The organism is Salinivibrio sp. KP-1 (assembly GCF_000968645.1).
Taxonomy (GTDB): Bacteria; Pseudomonadota; Gammaproteobacteria; order Enterobacterales; family Vibrionaceae; genus Salinivibrio; species Salinivibrio siamensis.
In genome coordinates this window covers 25,961-48,021 of the sequence record NZ_LAQR01000003.1, presented here as the reverse complement: position 1 = coordinate 48,021, position 22,061 = coordinate 25,961, and the positions used below count along the sequence as shown (strand labels likewise).

Annotated in this window: 15 protein-coding genes; 6 read left to right on the top strand and 9 right to left on the bottom strand. The window is 52.0% G+C overall.

Features of this window, described 5'->3' with window-relative positions:
- Positions 1–8 precede the first annotated feature (8 nt).
- The 5 genes from treC to pykF form a co-directional block, all read right to left on the bottom strand.
- Positions 9–1,673, bottom strand: a complete 1,665-nt coding sequence (gene treC, locus WN56_RS06480) for an alpha,alpha-phosphotrehalase (protein WP_046074255.1) — start codon at positions 1,671–1,673, stop codon at positions 9–11.
- 58 nt (positions 1,674–1,731) lie between these two features.
- Entirely contained in the window at positions 1,732–3,150 is a 1,419-nt protein-coding gene (gene treB, locus WN56_RS06475; protein WP_046074254.1) for a PTS trehalose transporter subunit IIBC, read from the bottom strand.
- Between the two features lie 151 nt (positions 3,151–3,301).
- Positions 3,302–4,258: a trehalose operon repressor TreR gene (treR, locus tag WN56_RS06470; protein ID WP_046074253.1), complete on the bottom strand. Its 957-nt coding sequence runs from the start codon at positions 4,256–4,258 to the stop codon at positions 3,302–3,304.
- A 283-nt stretch (positions 4,259–4,541) separates the two neighbouring features.
- Complete coding sequence (locus WN56_RS06465) at positions 4,542–5,219, bottom strand: hypothetical protein (protein ID WP_046074252.1); 678 nt, start codon at positions 5,217–5,219, stop codon at positions 4,542–4,544.
- A gap of 118 nt (positions 5,220–5,337) precedes the next feature.
- Entirely contained in the window at positions 5,338–6,750 is a 1,413-nt protein-coding gene (gene pykF / locus WN56_RS06460) for a pyruvate kinase PykF (protein ID WP_046074251.1), read from the bottom strand.
- A 633-nt stretch (positions 6,751–7,383) separates the two neighbouring features.
- Here pykF and WN56_RS06455 point away from each other — a divergent pair.
- From WN56_RS06455 to WN56_RS06440, 4 genes are all read left to right on the top strand, one after another.
- Positions 7,384–8,775 carry a diguanylate cyclase gene (locus WN56_RS06455; RefSeq protein WP_197075742.1) on the top strand — a complete coding sequence of 464 codons (1,392 nt, stop codon included), beginning with the start codon at positions 7,384–7,386 and terminating at the stop codon, positions 8,773–8,775.
- 229 nt (positions 8,776–9,004) lie between these two features.
- Complete coding sequence (imuA, locus tag WN56_RS06450) at positions 9,005–9,697, top strand: translesion DNA synthesis-associated protein ImuA (protein WP_046074250.1); 693 nt, start codon at positions 9,005–9,007, stop codon at positions 9,695–9,697.
- Positions 9,697–11,100 carry a DNA polymerase Y family protein gene (locus tag WN56_RS06445; RefSeq protein ID WP_046074249.1) on the top strand — a complete coding sequence of 468 codons (1,404 nt, stop codon included), beginning with the start codon at positions 9,697–9,699 and terminating at the stop codon, positions 11,098–11,100. The genes imuA and WN56_RS06445 overlap by 1 nt, the downstream gene beginning before the upstream one ends.
- 11 nt (positions 11,101–11,111) lie before the next feature.
- On the top strand, positions 11,112–14,177 hold the full coding sequence (locus WN56_RS06440; RefSeq protein ID WP_046074248.1) for an error-prone DNA polymerase: 3,066 nt from the start codon (positions 11,112–11,114) through the stop codon (positions 14,175–14,177).
- On the opposite strand, the gene WN56_RS06435 is transcribed toward WN56_RS06440, so the two are convergent.
- The 4 genes from WN56_RS06435 to WN56_RS06420 form a co-directional block, all read right to left on the bottom strand.
- Positions 14,174–15,424, bottom strand: a complete 1,251-nt coding sequence (locus WN56_RS06435) for a multifunctional CCA addition/repair protein (RefSeq protein ID WP_046074247.1) — start codon at positions 15,422–15,424, stop codon at positions 14,174–14,176. The genes WN56_RS06440 and WN56_RS06435 overlap by 4 nt on opposite strands.
- A gap of 157 nt (positions 15,425–15,581) precedes the next feature.
- Complete coding sequence (locus WN56_RS06430) at positions 15,582–16,214, bottom strand: TIGR04211 family SH3 domain-containing protein (protein WP_152796022.1); 633 nt, start codon at positions 16,212–16,214, stop codon at positions 15,582–15,584.
- A gap of 110 nt (positions 16,215–16,324) precedes the next feature.
- Entirely contained in the window at positions 16,325–17,581 is a 1,257-nt protein-coding gene (locus WN56_RS06425) for an inorganic phosphate transporter (protein ID WP_046074246.1), read from the bottom strand.
- A 28-nt stretch (positions 17,582–17,609) separates the two neighbouring features.
- The gene (locus tag WN56_RS06420) at positions 17,610–18,290 is read right to left on the bottom strand and encodes a TIGR00153 family protein (RefSeq protein WP_046074245.1); all 681 of its coding nucleotides are present in this window, start codon (positions 18,288–18,290) and stop codon (positions 17,610–17,612) included.
- Between the two features lie 223 nt (positions 18,291–18,513).
- On the opposite strand from WN56_RS06420, the gene WN56_RS06415 reads away from it, so the two are divergent.
- Together WN56_RS06415 and WN56_RS06410 are read left to right on the top strand one after the other, a co-directional pair.
- Positions 18,514–20,037 carry an inorganic triphosphatase gene (locus WN56_RS06415; RefSeq protein ID WP_046074244.1) on the top strand — a complete coding sequence of 508 codons (1,524 nt, stop codon included), beginning with the start codon at positions 18,514–18,516 and terminating at the stop codon, positions 20,035–20,037.
- Positions 20,038–20,378: 341 nt separating this feature from the next.
- Complete coding sequence (locus tag WN56_RS06410) at positions 20,379–21,980, top strand: methyl-accepting chemotaxis protein (RefSeq protein ID WP_046074243.1); 1,602 nt, start codon at positions 20,379–20,381, stop codon at positions 21,978–21,980.
- Positions 21,981–22,061 lie beyond the last annotated feature (81 nt).

The following is a 22,061-nucleotide window of genomic DNA, read 5'->3' as shown; positions in this document are numbered from 1 at the left end:
TGTGTGGGTTAAGCGGGATGAATCAAATACACCAAGGCTTCATAGGGTGCCAGTTGCATTTCTGGCATTAAAGGCTTGGCTTCTGGGTAATTATGGCTCACCAAGTCTGCGGTCGGGGCAGGGGCGAGAGGCAAGGTCGCCGTGACCGGTTCGGCATAAAAATTACACACCACCACCAGTTGGCTGTCGCCACTGTCGCGACGATAGGCGAGCAGTTGTGGGTGATCAGGCAACAAGTCCTGATAATCGCCTTCACGGATCACGGGTAAGGTTTTACGCAGGGAAATCAGCTTTTTGTAGTGATAGAACACCGAGTCTTTATCCGCCAGTGCGGTGTCGACATTGACGTCAACATAGTTAGGCGCAGGCGTTAGCCACGGTGTACCTGTGGTAAAACCGGCGTTTTCTGAACTGTCCCACTGCATAGGCGTGCGTGAATTATCGCGCGAGCGTGCCGCCAGAATGGCCAGCACTTCCCCTTCTGGCATGCCTTGGTCGCAAAGCAGACGGTGCATGTTGCGACTCTCAACGTCTTGATAGTCATCGATACGCTGGTAGCCAGGGTTAGTCATGCCAATTTCTTCCCCTTGATACACGTAAGGCGTGCCTTGCTGCATATGAATCGCAGTGGCAAGCATTTTAGCGGACGCGACCCGATAGTGGCGGTCATCACCAAAGCGGCTGACCACACGCGGCTGGTCGTGGTTACACCAAAACAGTGCGCCCCAACCTTGATTATGCAGGCCGTGTTGCCAAGTGCGGAAAAGCTGTTTTAGGGCCAAGAAGTCAAACGGCGCCAGTCGCCACTTCTCGCCGCCAGGATAATCGACTTTTAAGTGGTGGAAGTTAAACACCATGGAGAGCTCTTTGCCATCCGGCGCAGAGTATTGCTGACAGTGCTCCAGAGTGGTTGAAGACATCTCGCCCACGGTAACGCTGCCGTAATGCTGAAAAATATCCCGGCTGATCTCTTGCAAGTACTCGTGGACGCGGGGGCCATCGGTATAAAAACGGCGACCATCGCCTTGATGATCGTTGGGAAAGGACTGATCTTTGGAGATCAAATTGATCACATCGAGGCGAAAACCATCCACGCCTTTCTCGGCCCAAAAGGCCATTACGTCTTTGACGGCTGCCCGCACCTCAGGATTTTCCCAGTTAAGATCGGCCTGTTCGGTGGCAAATAGGTGGAGGTAATACTGGCCGGTGGGTTCGTGCCATTGCCACGCGCTACCACCAAATTTTGATTGCCAGTTGTTAGGAACACCGCCGTTAACCGGATCTTTCCAGATGTAGTAATCGCGATAGGGACTGTCTTTACCAGTCAGCGCGGATTGGAACCAGGGGTGCTCGGTCGAGGTGTGGTTAATCACAATATCCATGATGATGCGGATATCGCGCTTATGCGCCTCGGCGAGCAGGGTGTCGAAGTCGTCCATGGTGCCTAGGCTGGGGTCAATCGCGTAATAATCGGCAATGTCGTAGCCGTTATCGACTTGTGGTGATACATAAATGGGGGTTAGCCATAATGCATCGATGCCCAAGGTCGAAAAATAGTCCAGTTTTTCGATAATGCCCGGCAGATCACCTGTCCCTGTTTGTGTGGTATCACGGAAGCTTTTCGGGTAAATCTGATAGATGGTGGCCGTTTTCCACCAGGGATGTGCGTGCATAATGTCTCTCTTAACGCTAAAAAAGCGGGGAGCGTACTCCCCGCGGACGGAATGGGAATTAGACGACCGCCAATTTGCCTTTGCTGGCCTGGCGGCGATACATAAAGGCGGTGAGTGCGATTGGCACCAAGATGGCGATTAACATCGCGACTGCGTAAACACCCCAGAATTGTGGCTGGATAGATAAGATGCCTGGTAGGCCACCTACACCAATACCGTTGGCCATCACACCGGAAAGACCACACACAATGGCGGCCAGCGCTGAGCCAACCATCGCGCACAGCATTGGGAATTTGTAACGTAGGTTAATCCCGTACATGGCCGGCTCTGTCACGCCAAGGTAGGCGGAAATCGCCGCAGGTACAGAGATTTCACGTTCGTTTTCTTTCTTGCTGACCCAAATAATGCCAACCACCGCCGAGGCTTGTGCAATGTTGGACAGGGCAATCAGCGGCCAAATAGGCGTGCCGCCCATTTCCTGCATCAGCTGCAAGTCCACCGCGTTGGTGGTGTGGTGAACACCGGTAATCACCAAAGGTGCATAGAGGAAGCCAAATAGCGCTGCACCGATAAAGGCGAAATCACCGGTCATCGCCGTGCGAGCCAAGAAGGCGACGCCGTTGCCGATTTCACGCCCAAAGGGACCGATAAGGGTGTGCGCCAGTACCACTGAGGTGAGCAGCGCGACAAACGGCACCACCACAAGATAAAGGTAATCTGGAATAATACGTTTTAACTGGGTTTCAATAAATGCCAAAGCCATCCCTGCAAACATGGCTGGGATCACCTGTGCTTGGTAGCCGACTTTTTCAATTGAGAACCAGCCAAAGTCCCACACTTCGGGCATCTCTTTACCGATAAGGTAAGCGTTCATCAACTGTGGCGATACTAGGGTAATACCTAGCACGATACCCAAAATGGGTGTGCCGCCCATTTTCCTCACCGTCGCCCAACATACGCCGACAGGCAGGAAGTGGAAGATGGCTTCGCCAAGCAGCCATAAGAAGCCGTGAGCGGTGGCCCAAAACTCACTGATTTCGGTCAGGGTTTTGCCATCGAACATGCGTATATCGCCGATCACATTACGGAAGCCGAGGATTAGACCACCGGTGATAATCGCGGGTAAAAGGGGAACAAAAATTTCCGCGAGGTGTGAGATGGCACGCTCAGTCAGGCTCATATTTTGGCGCGCGGCTTGTTTGGCCTCGTCTTTTGACTGGCCTTCCACCCCGGTTTGTTCTTCTAGTAGGGCGTACACTTGGTCGACATTGGTGCCGATCACCACCTGAAATTGACCGGCGCTGGTAAAGCAGCCTTTGACCATGGGGAGCGCTTCAATCGCGGCCACGTCCGCTTTTTCCGGATCGTTTAGCACGAATCGTAAACGGGTGAGGCAGTGGCTAACGGTGGCGATGTTGTCTTTGCCGCCAATATGCGTGACCAATTGGTCAATGGCTTTTTTATCTATCTGGCTCATAAGCAATCCTGTATTGCTGTAGGGTATTCATTGGTAACGTTCCCACTGATTATGGATCGTACTAATCCAATTATCAGTGGAATCGTTCCCATTGTTTGAAAACCATCACACAGAAATTTGTAACTGCCTGATTTTTGGTGTTGGTTGAAGGTTAGGGTGTCACCAGGTGGCAAGGTTGTGTCCAGTGGCTAACCACGGGATCGTCGTCATCCAGCTGCTTGAGTAGCAAGTCGGCTGCATGTTGCCCTGCTTGGTGGTAACCTAGCTCCACACTGACGGCGCGTGGAAACATAAAGCGTAGCATGTCGTGATTGCCAATGCCGCCAATAGCGATATCTTCTCGCCCAAGTGTTTGTAGGCGTTTCGCGACCCCTAGAGCGAGGGTATCGGACGCACAAACAATGGCATCGGTCTGTGTATTGATGAGGCTATCTGTGGCGTTGTAGGCGGCATGTAAGCTCATCTCACAGCGGTGTAGTCGTGGTGAGATCTGGTGGGTTTGGCAAAAATGCTGGTAGGCATCAGAACGGGCGAGACCTGTGGTTTCATCTCGCTCATCAATCCCTAAGAAAGCAATATGTCGACACCCTTGATGATAAAAGTGATCCATCACTTGTGCGACCGCGCCTTGGTTGTCGTAGCTGACGCTAACGTATTGATCACTATCGACGGCTAGCACAACACAGTTAGGGGCGAATGGCGCTAGCGCGTTGAGATCACAGCCAGAAAAACCAAAAAAGATAATACCGTCGACATTACGGCGTTTCAGCACATCGAGGTGAGCTTGTGCTTTTTGTTGTGAGAATTGGCTTTCCATGATGGCGGCGTCATAGCCTTTGGCATACAAGGTATTGAGCAGGCCAGTCAGTGCAGTGTTTTCTGAATTGGAGCTGAGTTTCGCCACGATCACCCCCACGACGCCACTGCGTTGTGCACGCATCGCACGTGCGGATTTAGAGGGCATAAAGCCATGCTGATCGATCACGGCTTGTACTTTCTCGCGTGTGCTGTCTTTGACCCGTGGATCATCGTTTAGCACACGAGATACGGTTGATTTTCCCACCCCGGCTAAGCGGGCGATATCCAAAATGGTCAATGTTTTTGTCATCTTGCTCTCTGCAGTCACACTAAATCAGCAGCTTAGTCGCCGCCTGTTGGGGGGTGATGATAACAGGCGTGATTGGCGCTTGCGATTTATTGATTAATTTGTAAACTATTGCCTGATTTTTGAACAGACTTCCCGCTTTAGACTGAAATGATGATGAGTCACCCATTACTACAAACAATCAATAAGTGCCTAGTACGCGTTACCACCCTGACCTTGGCGGTGATGGCCGTCAAGTTTAGTGCCATCTATTTGGTACCGTTAGCGGTATTGATAAAAACCCACTTCAAAGAAATTGTCCACTGGTAAAGGTGCCGATCCTGTCTCCGACCATGGTATTTAGTCCCAGCCAATAGTGTTGATAAGCGCGGCTGTGGGCTTGTGGTCGCGCAGAGACAAGCCCGCGCAACACTGGCATTAAGCGCTGCCAACTGGTTGCAAATTCAAAGCCGATATCAGGATGAGTGAGGTAGCGTAAATGCTGGGCGACAAGCGGCTGTATTGCGTCTGCGAGATACGGGTTGATCCCGGCAAAGAGCGTGTAATGAAGCTGCTGATGCCAGTGCGCCACGGCCGCGACGTCACGATAATCCTTGGCTGGCAGATTCTGTAGGCTGTGCAGTAAACCCAGTAGGGTCAATGAGGTCGGCTCATCCAACCGAGGTGGCAGCCTATCCATAAAAGCGCCAACCATTGCCTGTATGCCAGACGCGAGAGGTTGCCAGTCTGCCTGACTTAAGGGCATTAACTGGTATCCGAGTTGGGGTTGGTAGCTGATGCGTCCCGCCATGGCGAGTAAATGCAAGCCATCACGTGCCGTTGCTGTGGTTAAACCAAGTTGTTCGCATAAGGTGGCGACGGTGAGTGAATAATTGCCGTGCGCATTCGGTGTTAATGTGAGCTGGCGGGTTAATACTGCTGCCCAAATATGCGCCATGGCTTCTTGTGCTTTGGTTGGTTTCATTGCGCTTCCTGCTGTGCCTTCTTTTATCATGCCACTGAACGGGTGATAAAAAAACGCCCCGAACGAGTCGGGGCGTGATGGTTTGTAAAAACCGCTTAGGTCTGCAGTAAACGTCTTATTACAGAACGTGTACAGAGGTGGTGTTGGTGGTACCAGACGGCACGAGTGCGCCTGAGACCATGACCACGATATCGCCTTTGTTCGCTAAGCCTGACTCTAGCGCGATGGTTTTACCACGACGGTAGAACTCATCGGTGCTATCGATGCTTTCGATCATCACAGGTGTCACCCCTTTGGTCAGACACAGGTGAGCGGCTGTTTTCGGGTTAGTGGTGACCGCAACAATGTTCGCGGTTGGGAAGTACTTACGCACTGAGCGCGCTGACTTACCTGCTTCAGTCGCAACCACAATCAACGGGGCACTGAGCTTTTGAGAGGTATCGACCGCGCCTTTACAGACCGCTTCGGTGATACGTAGGCGGTCGCTATCAAGGCGAGAGCCTAAGGCTGGAGACATTTGACGGTCTGTGCGCTCACAGATTTGTGCCATAATGCTCACCGCTTCTAATGGATACTTCCCTTTCGCTGATTCACCTGACAGCATCACCGCATCGGTGCCGTCCATGATAGCGTTGGCCACGTCACCTGCTTCTGCGCGGGTTGGGCGTGGGTTTTTGATCATCGAATCGAGCATTTGTGTCGCCGTGATAACCATCTTGCGTGCACGGTTACATTTTTCGATCATCATCTTCTGCGCGAAGATCACTTCTTCAACGGGGATCTCTACACCGAGGTCACCACGAGCAACCATGATGCCGTCAGATGCTTCCAAGATAGCGTCAAAGTTGTCGACACCTTCTTGGTTCTCAATTTTAGAGATGATCTTGATGTCGCTACCGCCGTTTTGCGCCAATAGATCGCGGATTTCTTCTACGTCTTCTTTCTTACGAATAAATGAGGCAGCAACAAAATCAACGCCTTGCTCGCAACCAAATTTCAGATCCGATTTATCTTTTTCAGCCAGCGCAGGCAAGCTGACAGAAACGCCTGGCAGGTTAACGCCTTTGTTTTCGCCGAGCTCACCGTTGTTGAGTACTTTACAAACCACTTCTTTTTCAGTCGTTTCTAGTACTTCCATCTCAAGTAGACCATCATCAACCAGTACTGTATCACCCGCTTTTAAATCTTGCGGCAGACCAGCGTAGGTCACGGCGACGCGTTCTTTATTGCCCACAACAGAGGTATCTGTAGTGAATGTAAAGGTTTGACCGGCTTCCAGTAGCACATCGTCGCCACCTTCCAGTTTTACCGTACGGATCTCAGGACCTTTGGTATCCAGCAAGATAGCGGCTTGTTTGCCGGTTTGCTTCATCACATTACGCAAGTTGGCGATACGCGTACCATGCTCTTGGTAATCACCATGTGAGAAGTTAAGGCGCATGACATTCATGCCAGCTTCAACAAGCTGAGTAAGCATCTCTTCAGATTCGGTTTTTGGGCCAATCGTACATACGATTTTGGTCTTTTTCATCGACACATTTCTCCGGTCAAAAATTGAAACATAAGCCTGATGCTTTCTCACAACACACCGAAAAGTGTAATTTTACCACGCACTTTTACTACTTAAGTGGCTGTGAAAGCGAATTTTTTTGCATTTTGCAATGACGTTACCGCAGCCAGGGTTGCTGTGGTGACGTCACTGTTTATCGATCGTGAGTATAGATTGTCTGCGGTGATCTGTGTTGATCACGGGCAATAAAGGCTTCATTGACAATAAAGCACTCAATAGTGCTCCTGTCTCATGAGTCTTCCCTTCCTTTAGGGCGCGTAAATTTACCACAGCTGACGATTTAAATCATTACAACCCGATGACAGCACACTGGTGAATCAAGATATTTTTATCATGATTACGCTTTCTGTTGATGTTTCCACCTTTACCATACGACGTATTCCTTTTTGCTGCTTTTATCGGCCATCAGTGGCCATTTGCATGCTTTCTGATGTGATCTAGCTTCCAATTTGAACTGGATCATGCTTTTTTATTAAGTCTTTTGCGTTCCCTTAGAATTTATCTACCATCAAGACTCTTTGAATGGACTGTCTAATAATGTTTGCGCGCACTTTTCGACTTTTGACAGGGATGCTGCTCCTGGCCTGCACGTATGTGAGTACGTTTGCATGGGCTGACGACGCCTATCTGTCAGAAGAAAAAGACATTTTAGTCGCCACTCATTCTTCGGTCTGGAAGCCTTACAGCTACTTGTCTGATAATGGCCAACCCAAAGGCTTGTTGGTCGACTTCTGGCAAGCCTACGGCCAATATAATCATGAGCCCGTACAATTTGTGTTACTCGATTGGGCCGACACGCTCGCTTATATGAAAGAAGGCGGTAACCGTGTTCATGCGGGGTTATTGAAGTCCACCGAACGCGAGGACTACCTCGATTTTGTTGCGCCTATTTTTAATATTGATGGTTCGTTATACATCCGCAATGAAGCGCGCGGCACCAAAACAGATACGCTTGTCGGCGGTAAGGCAGTCGGTGTTGTTGCAGGCAGTTATGAGTCAAGCTATCTCACCGAGCATTATCCGGACGTTGAACAACAGACTTACGCCAATAATGAGCGGTTATTTGACGCCGCTTTCAGCGGTGAGATTGATGCGCTAGTGGCGGATAGCCAAGTCGCTAATTTTTATATGCTCACCTTTGATAAGCCATTGACGTTTGTCGCAGAGCAAATCCTTTACACACGCCCGATTTATGCGGCGGTGCCCAAAGGCAACCAAGCCTTGCTCGCGCAAGTTCGCGAGGGAATGAGTAACATACCGGCGGAAGAGCTGTTACGCATCAAGCAAAAGTGGATCAATACCGAGCGCGTCGAGGCTTACCCGGCTTGGCTTATTCCCAGTATCGTGTTGTCGGTGCTGTTAGGCGCGGTGACCTATATCTTTATTCTGAAACGCATGGTGTATAAACGCACGGTCGCATTACGCCGAGCGAATGCACGTTTGCGAGAGTTTGCTAACACCGATCCTTTGACGCAGTTATTAAATCGCCGTGGGCTCGAAACCTACTTTACCCGCTTAAAACCCAAGCTGAGCCGCCAGCAGGAAGTAGGATTAATTTTGATTGACCTCGACCATTTCAAGCAGGTCAACGATACCTATGGACATATGCAAGGCGATAAGGTGCTGGTACATCTGGCGAGCTATTTAAAGCGATGTGTTAAAAAAGGGGCCGCTGCGCGTTTAGGCGGAGAAGAGTTTTGCATCTTATGCCCGACCCAAGATTTAGATGCCTTAATTGAAATGGCTAACCACATTCGCTGCGATATTGCGGACACGGTGTTTGAATTTGGCGGCGCCGATATTCGTGTCACTGTGAGCATTGGTGCCATTGTTTCCAGTGATGTGGTGGAGGAGATAAAGCAGCTAGAGCTAGATGCGTTGATCCATGCCGCTGATCTTCTCATGTATCGCGCGAAAGACCGTGGCCGCAACCAAGTGATGCTCGCTTCTTCGCAATCCGTTAATACCCCCATCGTCGAAATATAATACCGTTTACTGTCGGGTAAAGTGGGTAATACTTTACGCTGGGGAAAGCACCTACTTATTCCCTAGCCGCAATGGCTAATGATTGCGCGCCATCCGTCCCGAAGCTGCTGCGGTGTCACGCATGTCTTTTTCTCTTTGATGCACCATCCTCCTCTTTTCTGCTTTTTTGTTTTCTTTCCTTGCAGCGTTTTTATCATTAAATATACTGTATATATATACAGGTATTTTAATGATGAAAACACTCGACCAATTAGTCCAACAACACGGCCTATGGCGCGCCAGTCAGCGGCCGTTAATGGCGGAATTACCCGATAAAAAAGCGACCGGTTACACTGCCTTTGATCAGCGCCTTGGCGGGCTTCCGTCTCCAGGTGTGACGGATATCATCAGTGACTATGGCGTCGGTGAGTTGCGGCTGGTGTTACCGGCGTTGTATCACGCGAGCGGCCAGCAGGTGGTGTGGATTCGTCCACCGGTTGGACTCAACGCAGCGATGCTACATCAGCAAGGCTACTCCACAGACAACACCTTGTTGGTGTCCCCCAAAAGCGATCAAGATGCGCTGTGGGCCGCCGAGCAAGCTGCGCGCAGTGGTGCGTGTCAGGCGGTGTTGTTATGGCCATCTTCGCTCACGGTTGGGCAAGTGAAGCGCCTAAAACTGGCGGCCGAACATGGCCAATGTGCGGTGGTACTGTTGCGCCGCCAGCAGACGTACTCATTGACATTACCGGTTGATTTAAGCGTGGCGCTGGCGCCTTCCGCATGTGGCGTAACGGTCACGGTGCGCTATTGTCGCGGCCAATGGCCACCGGCCCCGTTTACCCTCGATTGGCGCACGCAATGGCCCGCGTTGGTGACCAGGCCGAGTAATGCAGAGAATTTGCTTGCCTTTCCTTCACGGCAACAGCGGGAGCAAGCGTGATGTCATTGTGGCTGTATCTGCATTGCCCAAGCTTGTTGTTAGATAGCCTTTATGCGCCGTCATCGGTGCAAGCAGTGGGGCTGGTCAGCGAGCAAGAAGGCCGTTTAGTGCAGCTTTCTGTGGCGGCTAGCACGCACGGTTTGAATACCGGCATGGGATTAGGGGCAGCGGCGCTTATTTGTCATCAGCTCGCGGTCTACCCTTATTGCGCGGTGAAAGAGCAGTCCGCGCTTGAGCAGCTTGCCGCACAGCTTTATCCGCTGGTCGCAGAAATCAGCCTCAATCCCCCTAAAGGTTTATGGCTACACGTGTCACCGATGTTGGCCTTATATCAAGGGTTTCCCCCACTATGGCAGGCGGTGACTCAAACGCTGGTGGAAAGTGGTATTCGTTATCAAGCTGGGGTGGGCGAAACGCCGCGAGCCGCCGAGCTGATGGCGTATGGCCACGCGGGCAAGGTCAGTACCGATCCTGAGCACTTACAGGCGGCTTTGCAGCAACTGCCGTTGACCGCAGCCCCTTTACCGGAGACGGTGAAAACCCAGTTTACGCGTCTGGGCCTCTCTCAGTTAGGTGAGCTTATCGCCTTGCCCACCGCTTCGCTGACGCGACGTTTTCCGCGCTCTGTGGTGGATTATCTTGCTGAAGTGAGTGGCGATAAGCCGACGACGCTGCGTTATTTTCAGCCACCGCTGCAATTTTTTCAGCAACGGGTTTTATTATTTGAGCTTAGTGAGCAAGCCCATTTATTGCCCATTATCGAGAATCTCGTCTCGGCACTGTGCCGCTTTCTTGAGCAGCGTAGTGCCTGCACCCCCGCGCTAACGTTGGGCTTTAGCTTGCGTGATGGATGTGAAGAAACCTTGCCGGTGATGGCCGCGCATGGCGAGAAAGACGTCGAGCGCTGGATGGCATTGGTGCGTTTACGGCTGACGTCATGGCAAGTGAGCCAGCCAGTGACGGCAGTGAGTGTGCGCGCCACGCAAATTGATTGCCATCAGCCTGGACAAACCGATCTCTTTAGCGCGCAGCAAGGCGAGCAAAACCGTGATGAGTTGGTCGCGACACTGGCAGCCCGACTAGGAGAGGAGGCGGTCATGCGGTTAGCGTATGTGGATCATCACCGTCCCGAGTCGGCCAGCCAACATGTTCCTCATCACCATCGCGCCACGCCGACGGCCTCGGCACCCACGCGCCCACGTCCAAGCTTATTGTTGCCGCAACCCACGCCACTGATTGGTAAGGTCACCTTACGTGAAGGGCCGGAGCGGATTGTCACGGGCTGGTGGGAAGGCGCGCCTATCCAGCGCGATTACTTTATTGCCCAAAACGCCCAGCAACAATGGCTGTGGGTGTTTCGCACGCCAGAGCAAACTTGGTTTTTACACGGCTGGTTTAGTTAGACGGTGAAGCGATGAGTACGTATGCCGAGCTGGTATGTTGCAGTAATTTCTCCTTTCTCGAAGGCGCCTCACACCCGGAAGAGCTGGTAGCGCAAGCGGCAGCATTGGGCTATCAAGCGCTTGCGATCACCGATGAATGCTCGGTCGCAGGGGTGGTGCGTGCGTATCAAGCCCAGCGTGATTATCCGCAGCTTTCGCTGATCATTGGCAGTCGCTTTCGCCTGCAGGCGTTAGATGTTGTTCTATTGTGTCCTACCCAAGCGGCTTACCAAGAGTTGTGTCGGATTATCACCAATGCGCGGCGGCGCAGTCACAAAGGCGACTACCAGCTGAGCGAGTGGGACTTGATGTCGGTGCGTCATGGCTTGGTGCTATGGCTACCCAGTGGCGCGGAGAGTGATCATCACTGGGCAAAATGGCTGTTACGTTATCATGGCGAGCGCTTGTATCTGGCCGTGCGGCGCGATCTAGCGGATAACGACCATCCGTATCTGGCACACTGTCGCATGCTGGCAAGCCAGTATGAGCTTCGCGTGACCGCGTGTGGTGATGTGTTGATGCATCACCCTGAGCGGCTGGCGTTACATCATACCTTAACAGCGATTCGGCATCGCCAGCCTGTCGCTGAATTGGGAAGGACGTTATTACCCAATGCAGAGCGCGCCTTACGCCCGCTGTCTAAACTACGCTCTTTATTTCCCCCTGAGTGGCTGGCGGAAAGTGCCAACATTGCCGCTCAGTGTCAGTTTTCCTTGGCGAGCCTTAAATACAGTTACCCCAAAGAAGTGGTGCCGACTGGCGAGTCTGCGATGGCCTATCTGCGTGAGGCGGTCAAGCAAGGCGCACAGCAGCGCTTCCCTAAGGGCGTGCCTCGTAACGTGGGAGCCATCATTGAAAAAGAGCTGGCGCTTATCGAGGCGCTCGATTACCCGTATTACTTTTTGACCATTTACGATCTGGTGCGCTTTGCTCAATCGCGAGGGATCTTGTACCAAGGGCGCGGCTCGGCGGCGAACTCGGTGGTGTGCTATTGCTTAGGGATCACCGCGGTAGATCCATGCAAAGTCGATGTGCTGTTTGAGCGCTTTATTAGCAAAGAGCGCGACGAGCCGCCGGATATTGATGTGGACTTTGAGCACCAGCGCCGTGAAGAAGTGATCCAGCATTTGTATCAAAAATATGGCCGAGAGCGGACCGCGTTAGCGGCAACCGTGATCCGTTATCGGCTGAAAAGTGCATTACGCGATGTGGGCAAAGCGTTAGCGATCCCCGCCAGTCAGATTGATTTTTTTATTCAAAACCTCAATCGGCGCGATAAAACCCAGCCTTGGGCGCAGCAACTTCAGCAGTTGGGCCTCGATCCTAAAAGCGCGAAAAGCCAACAATGGCTGTCGCTGACCCAGACATTGATCGGTTTTCCGCGCCACCTTTCTCAGCATGTCGGCGGCTTTGTGATTGCGGATGGGCCTTTGTATGAGTTGGTGCCGGTGGAAAATGCGGCGATGGCAGAGCGGACGGTGATCCAGTGGGATAAAGACGATCTGGAAACGCTGCATCTGATGAAAGTCGACGTACTGGCGCTGGGTATGCTCACTGCGATTCGACGTACCTTTGATTTGATTGCCCAAACCGGTGGCCCTCGCTTGAGTTTGGCGGCGATCACCCAACAAGGCGACGATCCGGCGGTATTTGCGCGTATTCAGAAAGCCGATACCGTGGGAGTGTTTCAAATTGAGTCGCGAGCACAAATGAGTATGCTGCCGCGGCTCAAACCGGCTTGTTATTATGATTTGGTAATCCAAATTGCCATTGTCCGCCCGGGGCCGATTCAAGGCGACATGGTGCATCCGTATTTACAGCGACGCGACGGGAAAGAAGCAGTGAGCTACCCGTCCAAAGCGGTTGAGCAAGTGCTAGCGCGTACGCTCGGGGTGCCCATCTTTCAAGAGCAGGTGATCAAATTGGCGATGGTGGCGGCCGGTTTTTCCGGTGGGGAAGCGGATCAGCTGCGTCGCGCGATGGCCGCTTGGAAGAAAAAGGGCGGATTGGCGCCGTTTCGCGACAAATTGATTGCTGGGATGACCGCGCGAGGCTATCGCGCCGACTTTGCTGAGCAGCTTTACCGGCAAATCTGTGGGTTTGGTGATTATGGCTTTCCAGAGAGCCACTCGGCTTCGTTTGCGGTTTTGGCCTATGTATCAGCGTGGCTAAAGCATTATTATCCCGCCGCGTTTTATACCGGCTTGCTCAATAGCCAGCCGATGGGGTTTTACTCACCGTCACAATTGATGCAAGACGCCACGCGCCACCAAGTGCCTGTGTGGCCGGTTTGTGTGCAACACTCGGGGGCGGATCATTGTTTAGAAAAGATCGGCGATCAGTGGGGCGTGCGGCTAGGATTGCGATTAGTCAAAGGGTTGAGTGCGGCGGCAATAGACCGATTGCTGGCCCATCGCCCAGAGACGGGGTTTGCGTGTTTATCGGCACTGCAAGAGATTCATCTTGACCGCGATGCCTATCAAGCCCTAGCCAGTAGCGGTGCATTGGCGACGCTGGCTGGCAATCGCTATCAGGCGCGCTGGGCACTGATGGATCAGCAGCGGCAACTGCCGCTACTGGCCGCCAGTGACGATGAGGTTGCGTTGCCTCACTCGCCTTCCCAATGGCAGAACGTGATTGAAGATTACGCGGCCATGGGGCTGTCGCTCACTGATCATCCCATTCGTTTGATGGCGCAAGCCGGCACATTGGGGCGTTTTACCCGTGGTGTTGAGTTATCACAGTGTGCGCCACAAAGCTGGGTGGCGGTAGCGGGTGTGGTGACGGGCAAGCAGTCCCCCGGCACCGCCAGTGGCGTAACCTTTGTTACCTTGGAAGACGATACGGGCAATATCAATGTGGTGGTTTGGGCGGGGACGACACGGGCGCAATCCCGTGCTTTTATGCAAGCCAAGGTGTTGAAAGTGCATGGCATTGTCGAGCGGCAAGGCGAGGTGGTGCATGTGATTGCCGGTAAGTTAATTGACCTGACTCCAACGCTCACTACCTTGTCGGTTGCTGCACGTGAATTCCGTTAACGCGAGGGACTCACCGCTTCTGGGCGTGGTGGCGCCGGACACGCGGCCACCGCTTGAATACGCTGGCGATACAGCTCATCACGAATCGCCGCCCCTTTAAAGCCGGCGTCGACAATTGGCTTAACCTCTACCTGTTGCGCGCAAGCAAAGCGCTCGCGTAAGGCGTCGGCTTGTGGATAGTAATAATTTTCACGTCCCTTGCGGCCACGCACATCGGCCAAACACGCCAAGGCCAATTGCTCGACCCGCTCGGGTTTGCGCCATGCATCGATCTGATTAAACAGCGCTACCCAATGCTCAGGGCTGAGTTGATCGCACTTATGAATTTTGGAGTGGTGCGCACTGACCACCAAGGCCAAATCCCGATAAGCGTTGGGGATACGTAGTCGCTCGCACAGCTCTTTAATCACGGGCAGCCCGCGATCGCCGTGGCCGCGATGGCCGGGCAAAATAGAGGCTGGGGTGAGGGCCTTACCGAGATCATGGACTTGTGCGGCAAAGCGGATGGCTTTGTCGTCGGTCAATGAGGCGGCATAACGGCTGACCATTTCCGTGTGGATGCCGGTATCGATTTCAGGGTGCCAGTTGGCCGGATTCGGCACGCCGTACAGGGCGTCGATTTCAGGAAGCACCACGGCAAGGGCTCCACAATCGCGCAGCACAGCAAGAAACACATCGGGACAATCACTGCCGAGCGCTTTTTCCCACTCGCGCCAAACCCGCTCAGGGGTGAGGTGGGCGAGCTCGCCCTTGGCGACCATCGTTTTCATCAGCGCTAAGGTATCATCGGCAATGGTAAAGCCGAGTGGCGCAAAACGGGCGGCAAACCGTGCCACGCGCAGTACCCGTAATGGGTCTTCGCTAAAGGCGGGCGAGACATGGCGTAGAATGCGGTTGTGTAAATCTTGCTGACCGCCATACGGGTCAATCAAGCTGCCCTCTTCATCTTGGGCGATGGCGTTGATGGTGAGATCGCGGCGTTGAAGGTCCGCTTCCAGTGAGATATCTGGCGAGAAGTCGCAAATAAACCCGGTGTAGCCCTGGCCTGATTTTCGTTCAGTGCGGGCGAGGGCGTGTTCTTCGTGTGTGGTGGGGTGTAAAAAGACGGGGAAATCTTGGCCGACTTGCTGGTAGCCGGCTGCTTGCATTTGTTTGACGGTGGCACCGACCACTACCCAGTCTTTATCTGTGACCGGCAAGCCTAATAGCGCATCACGTACAGCACCGCCGACAAGATAATGTTCCACACCAAACTCCTTAATGACAAAGAGAAGACACAATCACGTTTGTGTCGCGAATGGGTTTAAGTATACATAGAGCCTAGCAGCACGCCCACCGTGTGCTTAAAAGGCCGCTATCAGGATCGCAATAAAAAAGGCTGCCAATGCAGCCTTTCATTCACGATTATGCCCAGCCGTCGCGGCGACGTTTTTTACGTGGGATAAGATGTGGCAGCACCAAGCCAAACAGTAAGCCACCGCCGGCTACCATGCCACCGTAGGTGAACCAACGCATCAGAAGATCATCTTTTTGGGTATCTATTTTGGCGCGTAAAGCACGGATTTCGCTTTGCGCATCAATCAGTTTTTTATTGAGTTCGCTGCTGTGTGCTTCCAGCTTCTCAATCTGCGCGTTGCGCTGTTTAAGGGATTCAGCCAAGCCTTTTTGTTGTGCTTTAGCATCATCTTTTGCACTGGCCAGCGCGGACTTTACCTTTTTCAGCTCTGATTCTAGCGCCGGCACGCGTTCTTTTAAGCCAGGTTGTGTGGTCACGTAGTCACTTTTTACCCAGCCTTTACGGCCACGGCTATCAACTACTTGGGTATAGCCCTCATCGCGATTGCGTTTTAGCACAGTGACTTTATCACCCGCATCGACACTGCCGATAATACGATATTGTGTGCCCGGGCCTGAGTGCATATAAGTGAACAAATCATCAGAAATATAGTTTTCTGCCATCGCTCGAGGCGCGGCAACGAGAACGAACAGCAATACGAGAGCAGAATACAGGTGTTTCACGTCTGGGGTCCTTTGCATAATTTCAGTGTGGGACACATCGGCTTTGCTGGGCATAGTGCCATAGGCGTAAAAGAAAGGGGAGCCATGCCCCCCTTTTTTTGACTGTGATTTGACATCACCGGCGCTTGTTACGCAAATAGCGAGGTCATCACTTGGTAAAAGATCACAGCCAACAAGGCCCCCGCGGGTAAGGTGATTAGCCATGAGGCAACAATATTACGCACCACACCCAAGTTGAGTGCGGCAATACCGCGGGCAAAGCCAACGCCCAAAACGCCGCCGACTAAGGTTTGTGTGGTTGAAATAGGGAGGCCAGTGCCTGAGGCGAGCACAACCGTACTTGCGGTCGCCAGTTGCGCGGCAAAACCACGACTTGGGGTAAGCTCAGTAATGCCCGAGCCCACGGTCGCCATGACTCTGTGTCCCATGGTGGCAAGGCCGAGTACAATCCCCGCGCCACCCATCGGTAAAATCCACCAGGCGATTTGTGCTTTTTCCGCTACAGCACCGAGGTTTTGTACCGTGGCCACAATGGCCGATAGCGGACCAATGGCATTGGCCACGTCATTCGAACCATGTGCGAAGGCCATCGCACAGGCGGTGACCACCATCAATAGGCTAAATATCCGCTCAACCCCCTGAAACCCTTGATTTTCATCGCCGCGATACTTTCTAGAAATGTAATAAACACCAAAAAACATCACCATGGCAGAGAGCACGATGGAGGCGCTCACGGACTCTAAGGTCGTGAGGTGGAGGCCAACATGTTTGAGACCTTTTTTGATGGTGACCATCGCGATAATAAACGCGGTGAGAAACATATAAAGCGGCACGAAACGTTTGGCATTAAGGACAGGGCGGTCGGTATCAAAAATCAGTCGTTGTGCACTTAAGAATATAAAGTAAGCGAACAAGCCAGAGATAAAAGGGGTGATAATCCAACTGCCAACGATGCCTTGCACCGTATGCCAATCGACTGCATCTGCGCCAACCGATAGGCAGGCAAAGCCAATAATCGCACCAATGATAGAGTGGGTGGTGGAGACGGGCCAACCCATGAATGAGGCAAGTAATAGCCAAGAGCCAGCCGCCAGTAGCGCGGACATCATGCCAAAGACTAATTCCAACGGTTGGTCAGCATAAAAACTGGTGTCAATCACACCTTTGCGAATGGTGTCTGTGACCTCACCACCGGCTAAATACGCGCCGGCGAATTCAAAAATCATCGCCACAATAATGGCTTGCTTCACGGTGAGTGCTTTTGAGCCCACAGACGTGCCCATCGCGTTCGCGACGTCATTGGCACCAATACCAATCGCCATTAAAAAACCAAAAGCCGCGGCGACCATGATCAGTATGGTCCCGTGATTCATCAGGATTTCCATTGTAATACCTTGTTGTTACATCACTCGGTTAGGAACGGGAAAGCATGACCTCTAAGCGCGCACCCACACGTTGCGCCTGGTCAGCAATTTCACCGACCCACTCGAGGATTTTGTACAAGAACATGACGTCAACAGGATTGTACTCCTGCTCAACGGCCATTAATGCTTGGCGAAGTTGGATTTGCATAGAATCGGTATCGTCTTCAATCACATCCAACTGATGAATCATTTCGGCGACTAAGGTGACTTCGCGCCCTTTAAAGCCAGTCTCAAGTAGCTCTTCAAGCTCGTTGATCACGCGGCGTGCTTGCGCGGCAGCATCTAAGCATCGCTGCACATAGGCGATAAAGGCATCATTCATTGAGGGGGGCATACGAAGCTGACGGCCTATCACGCGGCCGGCAATATCTTTGGCTAAGTTTGCCAGCTTGTCTTGCTGGGTGAGGAGCTCGAGCATGTCCGTGCGATCGACGGGCATAAAGAGACCTCGTGGTAACTTAAGCCGGATATTGCGCTTTAGGGTATCAGCATCTTTCTCAATATCTGAGATTTGCTGACGGAGTTGATTTGCCTTATCCCAATCTTGTTGCTCGCAAGCATGAAAGAAGGGGATCAGTAACTCACAACAATCGTTTACACGATTTACGTGACGCTGCAGTGGTTTAATAGGGCTTTTTGCAAATAGCCCAACAATTGTATTGACTGGCATAGCCGTAATCTACCTGGTTGCCTCGAGCCCAGAGGGCAAAAAAGAGAGGCGAAAAGTTCAACGATGGTATATCGGAGCGGCGATGGTAGCGCAGAACATAGGCTAAAGAAATAGCTTTTGTGATCTCTGCCTCAGTGCGCGTGATCAAGCCTAGTAGTGATAGCGCTTGCCGACAGGATCAATTGTTCATATCCTTGTCAGGCAATTGGCTATAGGTAACCGTATGGACACTGAGATAGAGCTCAAATTTTTTGTCTCTTCTGACTTTTCTCATCGCATTCGCGATAAAATTGTCAGTGTAAAACAGCTACAGCAAAGCCAGCGTGAGCTGGGAAACATCTACTTCGATACGCCAGATTTTACCCTACGTAAACACGATATCGGTTTGCGGGTACGTCGTTTTGATGGTGTGTACATTCAAACCCTCAAAACGGCAGGTCGGGTCGTGGCTGGGCTGCATCAGCGCCCAGAATACAACGCCGAGCTTAACGGACCTGAACCTGATCTTTCTTTGATCCCAGTCGATGCATGGCCCGATGATCTGGATGTTGATGCACTGAGCCAAGCTCTCCAGCCGTTGTTTTCCACCGATTTTGTGCGTCAGCAATGGCTGTTAGCAACGGATGACGGTAGCCAAATCGAATTGGCGAGCGATCAAGGCGAGGTCTCTACCGAAGCCGGCGACAAGGATGTGATTTCTGAGGTGGAGCTGGAGCTGATTTCCGGACAAACCGATGCCTTGTTCTCGCTGGCACGCAGCCTGGCGGATGAAGGTGGCCTACGCCTCGGAAATTTGAGCAAGGCGGCGCGTGGCTACCGCCTGGCAACCGGCTATCAGGGTGATCCGGTTAAAGCCTTATCCATCGTTAAACTCGGCGCTGATGATAGCCAAGAAAAAGCCCTGATTCGGATCCTCGAGCATGCGTTGAATCACTGGCATTATCACGAGCAAATCTACATTGAGCGTGAGTCCCTTGAGGCGTTACAAGAAATTCGCTATGCCGTCTTGTTGATCCGACAGGCGTTTGTCTTATTCGGCAGTGTGGTGCCGCGCCGAGCAAGCAGTTTACTCCGTCAAGAGCTGCAATGGTTTGAGGGTGAACTGGCGTGGCTCGATGATGCTCGGACGAATGCCCGGCTGTGTGAAGACAAAGGCCAATATCTGCGTAAATTAAACGCGCGAAAAACCTTGGTGAAAAGCTTGAAGGTCGAACAAGCGAGGTTGCCTGAACGAGAGGACATTGTCGCGCTGCTACATACATCGCGGTATTGCAATTTACTGCTCGATTTAAGTCGCTGGATCCTCTCGAAAGGTTGGCAACCGTTTTTAGATGATAAAGCGGCGGATAAGCTTGCCCAACCGATTCAACGTTTGGCCGACAAAGCACTGCCAGAGTCTTGGCACGAGTTGCTTGATGCATTTGATGAAACTAAACCACTGACGCGGCACGACTACTTTGACCAATACCCTCGCTTGCAACGCAATTTGTTGCTAGGCACTTGCTTGGCCTCTTTGTATGACAAAAGTCGGCGTAAAGCCTTTCGCCTGCCTTGGCTCGATATGTTGCAAGGCATTGAAGAGCTGCGCTTGCTCGAGCCGGTGCGTGAGCGAGTGGTCGAGATTGACGATGAAGAGGATAAAAAACAAGCAGAGAAGTGGTTGGCACGTAAAGAAGAGTCACTGTTTCATGCGATGACGCAAAGCCGTCAAACGGGATTGCGTCTTACTCCTTATTGGCAAGAGTAAGCGAACGAGAGTGATAAAAAGCAGCCTGGAGGTTGCTTTTTTTATGTGTGCCTTTATGCGGTTACCTTGCTTGAGTATCCAGTTTCAATGTCTGAGCAGATTCGATAAAACCGCCTCTAGGATCAATATATTTGGCACTTTTTTACGTTATAAACAGGCAAGGTGCGTGATGATAATTTGATTAACTTATCATTATGGGCATTGTTTATGGGCAAATTTCACAAATACGGTAAACAAGGATTCAGTGAGGGTGACGTTTGCCGATATAACATCACTCAGTATTAATAATCGCCCGTTTGGCAGTCAGTTGGCTTAATAACGGACATGGAGCTTTCAGGATTATGGCTAAACATAACTTTTATGCGTGGGAAAAACCCGTTACCAATCTGCGCTTGATCCCAAAACTCGTGATTCTCATGGTCTTTAGTACCATTATTCTGGTCGGTAAGCAGATGTGGGATGCGAACACGTTTCGCCAGTCCGTGATTGAGTTCACCCTGAATCAGACCCAAGAATTAGCGCGATCCAGCGCGGCAATGACAGGTGCCCTCATCGATCAGCCTGATGGGGAACGCTTGATGCGAGAGGCGGTGGATACCATGAACGCCGAATTCAGCGAAGGGGCGTATTTATATTTGGTCAATGGCACCACTCGCCAAGTCTGGTCTCACCCTTCAATGCGCCAGTTTGACGCGTTGCGCGTGCCGGATGAAAGCACCGGAACCGATGTCGCTGACTTGTTTCTCAATCAGTCAGGCGCGTTTAGCTATACCGTTTATGACGGTGGCCGTCATGGCTATGCCGTGCCCGTAGGCGGCAGCGATTGGTGGCTCGTGGCATCACAACCGACGTCTGAGGCGCAGGCGTATTACCAAGATTATATGATTCAGGTCGCGTGGCAAACCGCGCTGATGATTGTCTCTTTCATGGTTATTTTGCTGGGCGGCTCCAATATTATGCTGCGGCAAATTAATTATCTTACCGATAGAATTCGGGCGCTCGCCAACCGTGATCTCAGTGAACCGATTGAGATGAATAGCCGGGACGAGTTTGGTGATTTAGCGCGTGAGCTGGAAAGATCGCGTCAGCAATTGGTGGATGTGATTAACGCGCAGCGCCAAGCGTCGGATGATCTTTCTTCTCTGGCTGAGATTATGACGATCAGCATGTCGGAAACCAAAGAGTCATCGCAAGAGCAATTCTCTGAGATGGATCAGCTTGCCTCGGCGATGAGTGAGATGAGTGCGACCGTGCAAACCGTCGCTGAGCATACTCGAGAGGCGGCCAAAGCGACCGAAACCTCTAGCCAACAGGCGAACAGTGGCCAAGAGCACGTGAGCAGTACCATCAAAACCATCAATGAGCTGTCCAATGACATCAGCGAGTCATCCCAGGTCGTGGGGCAGGTCGATGCCCAGGTGGAGAAAATCGGTACTGTCGTGGTCACTATTCAAGGAATTTCAGAGCAAACCAATCTACTGGCACTCAATGCCGCGATAGAAGCCGCACGCGCGGGCGATACGGGGCGTGGTTTTGCGGTGGTGGCGGATGAAGTACGCAAGCTGGCGCAACACACCCAAGAAGCCACGGTGGAAATTCAAGATATGATCACCCAGTTGCAGCAAAGTGCGCAAAAAGCGGTGGGCTTGATGGATCGCAGTGTTTCCGAGGCCAAGACAGGCGTCGAGTCAGTGAGCCAGGCTGGCGGAGAGCTTGAGCAAATCGTCACGCAAATCCAATCGCTTAATGACATGAACTTCCAAATCGCCTCATCGGCGGAACAACAAGCGTCAGTAGCCGGTGAGATGAACCAAAACCTCACCAATGTTAAAGATTTGGTCCAGGCATCGGTGACAGTGGCGTCTGAGCTGCATGAAACGGCAGAGATGGTTGAACAAAGTGCACAATCACTCAAAGATAAAATTGAGGCCTTTAAAGTCTAACCACGTTTGAGGTTTTATCCGTAATCAACAACGGCTCGCTGCATCGGTGAGCCGTTTTTGTTAGTGTCGATACAGGACGAT

What these genes read in the sequence shown, in the direction of transcription:
- WN56_RS06410 (WP_046074243.1), top strand. Translation starts at nt 20,379, where the DNA reads ATGGCTAAACATAACTTTTATGCGTGGGAAAAACCCGTTACCAATCTG.
- WN56_RS06420 (WP_046074245.1), bottom strand. Translation starts at nt 18,290, where the DNA reads ATGCCAGTCAATACAATTGTTGGGCTATTTGCAAAAAGCCCTATTAAA.
- WN56_RS06445 (WP_046074249.1), top strand. Translation starts at nt 9,697, where the DNA reads ATGTCATTGTGGCTGTATCTGCATTGCCCAAGCTTGTTGTTAGATAGC.
- WN56_RS06425 (WP_046074246.1), bottom strand. Translation starts at nt 17,581, where the DNA reads ATGGAAATCCTGATGAATCACGGGACCATACTGATCATGGTCGCCGCG.
- WN56_RS06440 (WP_046074248.1), top strand. Translation starts at nt 11,112, where the DNA reads ATGAGTACGTATGCCGAGCTGGTATGTTGCAGTAATTTCTCCTTTCTC.
- WN56_RS06465 (WP_046074252.1), bottom strand. Translation starts at nt 5,219, where the DNA reads ATGAAACCAACCAAAGCACAAGAAGCCATGGCGCATATTTGGGCAGCA.
- WN56_RS06430 (WP_152796022.1), bottom strand. Translation starts at nt 16,214, where the DNA reads ATGCAAAGGACCCCAGACGTGAAACACCTGTATTCTGCTCTCGTATTG.
- imuA (WP_046074250.1), top strand. Translation starts at nt 9,005, where the DNA reads ATGATGAAAACACTCGACCAATTAGTCCAACAACACGGCCTATGGCGC.
- WN56_RS06415 (WP_046074244.1), top strand. Translation starts at nt 18,514, where the DNA reads ATGGACACTGAGATAGAGCTCAAATTTTTTGTCTCTTCTGACTTTTCT.
- treB (WP_046074254.1), bottom strand. Translation starts at nt 3,150, where the DNA reads ATGAGCCAGATAGATAAAAAAGCCATTGACCAATTGGTCACGCATATT.
- treC (WP_046074255.1), bottom strand. Translation starts at nt 1,673, where the DNA reads ATGCACGCACATCCCTGGTGGAAAACGGCCACCATCTATCAGATTTAC.
- treR (WP_046074253.1), bottom strand. Translation starts at nt 4,258, where the DNA reads ATGACAAAAACATTGACCATTTTGGATATCGCCCGCTTAGCCGGGGTG.
- pykF (WP_046074251.1), bottom strand. Translation starts at nt 6,750, where the DNA reads ATGAAAAAGACCAAAATCGTATGTACGATTGGCCCAAAAACCGAATCT.